The 3,984-nt window shown below is 65.2% G+C and carries 4 protein-coding genes and 1 riboswitch; of the genes, 1 reads left to right on the top strand and 3 read right to left on the bottom strand.

Translation table 11 applies throughout. From position 1 onward, the window contains the following. Positions 1-18: 18 nt before the first annotated feature. The 3 genes from DYI24_RS22675 to metX form a co-directional block, all read right to left on the bottom strand. Complete coding sequence (locus tag DYI24_RS22675; protein WP_164573935.1) at positions 19-765, bottom strand: NlpC/P60 family protein; 747 nt, start codon at positions 763-765, stop codon at positions 19-21. A 221-nt stretch (positions 766-986) separates the two neighbouring features. Continuing rightward, a complete protein-coding gene (metW, locus tag DYI24_RS22670) occupies positions 987-1,682 on the bottom strand; it encodes a methionine biosynthesis protein MetW (RefSeq protein WP_107346005.1) in 696 nt (231 codons plus the stop codon). A gap of 2 nt (positions 1,683-1,684) precedes the next feature. Beyond that, positions 1,685-2,887, bottom strand: a complete 1,203-nt coding sequence (gene metX, locus DYI24_RS22665; RefSeq protein ID WP_205523637.1) for a homoserine O-acetyltransferase MetX — start codon at positions 2,885-2,887, stop codon at positions 1,685-1,687. 104 nt (positions 2,888-2,991) lie between these two features. Continuing rightward, positions 2,992-3,071: riboswitch (SAM riboswitch) on the bottom strand. A gap of 169 nt (positions 3,072-3,240) precedes the next feature. On the opposite strand from metX, the gene DYI24_RS22660 reads away from it, so the two are divergent. Then, the coding region (locus DYI24_RS22660; protein ID WP_164573933.1) for a chorismate mutase at positions 3,241-3,984 on the top strand (744 nt) is incomplete at its 3' end.

The following is a 3,984-nucleotide window of genomic DNA, read 5'->3' as shown; positions in this document are numbered from 1 at the left end:
GCGGGGAAGGGCCTCGTATCAGCTCGACGGCATCCCGTAGGCGTAGATGCGGCCCTTCGAATACACCGACTCGGCGACGCGGCGGCTGTGATTGCCCGACACCACGATCGGATTGCCGTTGGCATCGATGCCGCTGACGACGCCGACGTGGCCGCCGCGCTTGCCGCGCGACATCACCGCGATCGCGCCGACCTGCGGACCGGAGATGCGCTGGCCGTAGCGCGCGAACGAGCTCGCCATGTCCGAACCGGTGCCCTGATGGCCGGTGCGCTCAAGCACCATGTTCATGAACCGCGCACACCACAGCGCGCGTCGGCCGGTCGGATTGCCGCTGCCGATGTAGCTGCGCGCAGCTTCCACCAGGCTCGAGCCGGTACCGCCGCCATTCCACGACTGCGTTTGGAAGTCCTGCTGCTGGGCGGCGAGGCGCTGACGACGACTGGTGCGCTTCTGCGTCGCGGGCTGCAGCTGCGGCTGCGCCATCGCGGCCGAGACGTCCATGGCCGGATCGTTAGCGGGGAAACCGAAAGCCGACGGCGCGACCTCCGCCTGCTGCTGCGCGATGCGGCCGTGACGGCGCCACGCGTGCGAGCGACGATGATGGTGCGCGTGACGAGACGCGGAGTGATGCGAATAGCTGGACGCGTGAGCGTGGTGACGATGCAGCGGCTTGGCCGATGCGGGAGCAGCGATCGCCGCGAGCGCCACGAACGACAGGGCGGCAGCGACGAAGCGGAACAATCCAAACGCAGAAAACACAACCATACAGACTCTCTCTCCGGAACTCCTCGAGACGCGCCGACCCGCACGGGCCGACATCGGGGTCGACGCGTTAATCGATTAGGGATGGCGAGAGGATGGCTTTGAGAAAGCGAGAGTCAGATTTTAGGGGAAATTTCGAGGAAATTTCATGATACGCAACATTTTTACACGTATCGCGTGCGGTGAACTGATCACCGCACGTATTAACGACTTATTAAGTACGACTAAGGTGCCACGTAGTCGGCGGCCTGCAGCGGCGGTTTTTTCTGCGCGCGGCTGAGCAAAAACACCCCCTGCTCACCGAACATATTCCAGAACCACCATGGCGCGTTCAGCCGCAGCGGCCGACCGTAGCGGTCGAGCGCCACCGCGCGCTCCATCTTGACGCCGATCTCATCGCACAGCCCGATGAAGTCTTTGATGGTACAGAAGTGAATGTTCGGCGTGTCGTACCAGGTCGCCGGCAGGTTCTCGGTGCGCGGCATCTGACCATGGATCAGCAGCTGCAGCCGCATGTTGATGTAGCCGAAGTTCGGAAACGACACGATCGCGCGGCGGCCGATCCGAAGTAGATTCTCCAGCACCTCTTTCGGCTGCCGCGTCGCCTGCAGCGTCTGCGACAGGATCACGTAGTCGAACGCATCGTCGACGTAGTGATCGAGGTCGGTATCTGCGTCGCCCTGCACCACCGCAAGACCGCGCGCGACGCAGCGATTGACGCCCTCGCGCGACAGCTCGATGCCGCGGCAATCGACGCCGCGGGATTCGAGGAGCTGCATCAGATCGCCTTCGCCGCAGCCGACGTCGAGCACCTTCGAGCCGGTCTCGACCATATCGGCGACCAGCAGATGGTCGGCGCGATGCACGCGCAGTTGCGGACGCGCGTGATCTTCCAGCGGCAAGCCTTCCTGCACCGACATGATCAGTGCTCCGCCTTGCCGAGGCCGCGCGCAGTGCCGGCCGATTGCAGGAAAGCGCGCGCGATATCGATGAACTCCGGCTCGTCGAGCAGGAACGCGTCGTGCCCCTTGTCGGTGACGATCTCGGCGAACGAAACCCGCGCGCCGCCGGCGTTCAGAGCATGCACGATGGCGCGCGATTCCGAGGTCGGAAACAGCCAGTCCGAGGTGAACGACACTACGCAGAACCGCGTCTGCGTGCCGCGAAACGCGGCAGCCAGCACGCCGTCATGGTCGGCCGCGATATCGAAGTAATCCATCGCACGGGTCAGATACAGATACGAGTTGGCGTCGAACCGCTCGACGAACGACGAGCCTTGATAGCGCAAGTAACTCTCGACCTGGAAATCGGCGTCGAACGAAAACGTCGGCAGATCACGATCCTGCATCTTGCGGCCGAACTTGCGATGCAGCGCCGCGTCCGACAGGTAGGTGATGTGCGCGGCCATCCGCGCCACCGCGAGGCCGCGATGCGGGAAGCATCCGTGCTCGAAGTAGCGGCCGTGCTGCCAATCCGGATCGGCCATCACCGCCTGGCGGCCGAGTTCGTGGAAGGCGATGTTCTGTGCTGAGTGCCGGGTCGCGCAGGCGATCGCCAGCGCCGAGAACACTCGCTCGGGGAACGCCACCGACCATTGCAGCACCTGCAGGCCGCCCATCGGGCCGCCGACGACGAAGAACAGTTTGTCGAGGCCGAGCCGATCGATCAGCATCGCCTGGGCGCGCACCATGTCGGGAATGGTGATGACCGGGAAATCGAGCCCCCAGGCCTTGCCGGTGGCGGGGTTGGTGGAGGCGGGGCCGGTCGAGCCCATGCAACCGCCGATCACGTTCGAGCAGATCACGAAATAGCGGTCGGTATCGATCGGCTTGCCGGGACCGACCAGGGTCAGCCAGCCACCGGGCTTGCCGGTAATCGGATGCACGTTGGCGATGTGCTGGTCCATCGTCAGGGCGTGGCAGACCAGGATGGCGTTGCTCTTGTCCGCGTTCAGCGTGCCGTAGGTCTGGTAGGCGATCTGGAACGGGCTGAGCTCGATGCCGCAATCCAGCGGCAGCGGCTGGTCGGCCCCGAACTGTGCGATGAGCGAATGCGGGTGATCGACCTCCTGGGTCCGCTCGCCGGCGGCGATCTTCTGCCCCTTCATCGAATGGATATTCATCATACGCCTGCCAACGGCCTCGACATCCCGGGGACGCCCCGGTTCGACCTCAGATAAGAACGGCAGGGCAAATAAAAAACCCGGCCTGAACATTGGTTCGGCCGGGATCGGAACTGTCCCCGGCCTGTTTAGCGAGTTGTTTAACGTGGCTGCAAGCCGGCCGGCTCAAATGACCACGAGTTCTGGCCCGGACGATAATTGCAAAGCCGAAAGCCGTCAACACGACGGCCGCGCAGCCTGGCCCGGAAAGCGTCAATGTTTCCTTTGCCTTCGCTGCCCCCGTTTCTTAAGCAGAAGGACGCACCGCGGCACCGCCGCGACTGCCGATCCCCGTTTCTGTCCGAGGTTCTGAAGCAATGACCAAGCCGCCCTCGCCGCCGTCGCTCGCCGACCTGCGCCAGGAGATCGACAGCATCGACGAGCAGGTGCACCAACTGCTGATGCAGCGCGGCGAGATCATCGACCGGCTGATCGCGGTGAAGCAGACCCAGGAGGTCGGCTCGGCATTCCGCCCGGCGCGCGAGGCCGACATGATGCGGCGCCTGGTGCAGCGCCACCACGGCATCCTGCCGCTCGACACCGTCGAGAGCATCTGGCGGGTCATCATCGCGACTTTCACCTATGTGCAGGCGCCGTTCTCGGTGCACGCCGACCAGTCGCTCGGCGAGTCGGCGATGCGGGATTCCGCCCGCTTCCATTTCGGGTTCACGGTGCCGTACGTGGCGCACTTCTCGGCGTCGGCGGCGGTCGAGGCGGTGGCGAAGTCGAAGGGCGACCTGGCGCTGGTGTCGGCGACCTCGGGCAACAATCCGTGGTGGCTGGCGCTGGAAACCGACGGCGCGCCGAAGATCATCGCCCGGCTGCCCTTCATCGAGCGCGCCGACCACCCGGCCGCGCTGCCGGTCTTCGTGGTGTCCCGGGTCGCCGACAGCGCCATGGTCACCGAGGTCGAGACCTGGAGCATCCGGGTTTCGGGCTGGAGCGCCGATACAGCCCGGGCACTGTCACCGCTGGCCGACGTTGTGGCGGTGCCGGATACCGCTTTTGCCGGCGCCGCCCCGCCGGTGTCCATCCCGGCCCCCGGCGGCCCCGCACAGAAC

The organism is Rhodopseudomonas sp. BR0C11, assembly GCF_010820945.1.
Classification (GTDB): domain Bacteria; phylum Pseudomonadota; class Alphaproteobacteria; order Rhizobiales; family Xanthobacteraceae; genus Rhodopseudomonas; species Rhodopseudomonas palustris_H.
This window is presented reverse-complemented; position numbering and strand designations above follow the sequence as displayed.

What these genes read in the sequence shown, in the direction of transcription:
- DYI24_RS22675 (WP_164573935.1), bottom strand. Translation starts at nt 765, where the DNA reads ATGGTTGTGTTTTCTGCGTTTGGATTGTTCCGCTTCGTCGCTGCCGCC.
- metX (WP_205523637.1), bottom strand. Translation starts at nt 2,887, where the DNA reads ATGATGAATATCCATTCGATGAAGGGGCAGAAGATCGCCGCCGGCGAG.
- metW (WP_107346005.1), bottom strand. Translation starts at nt 1,682, where the DNA reads ATGTCGGTGCAGGAAGGCTTGCCGCTGGAAGATCACGCGCGTCCGCAA.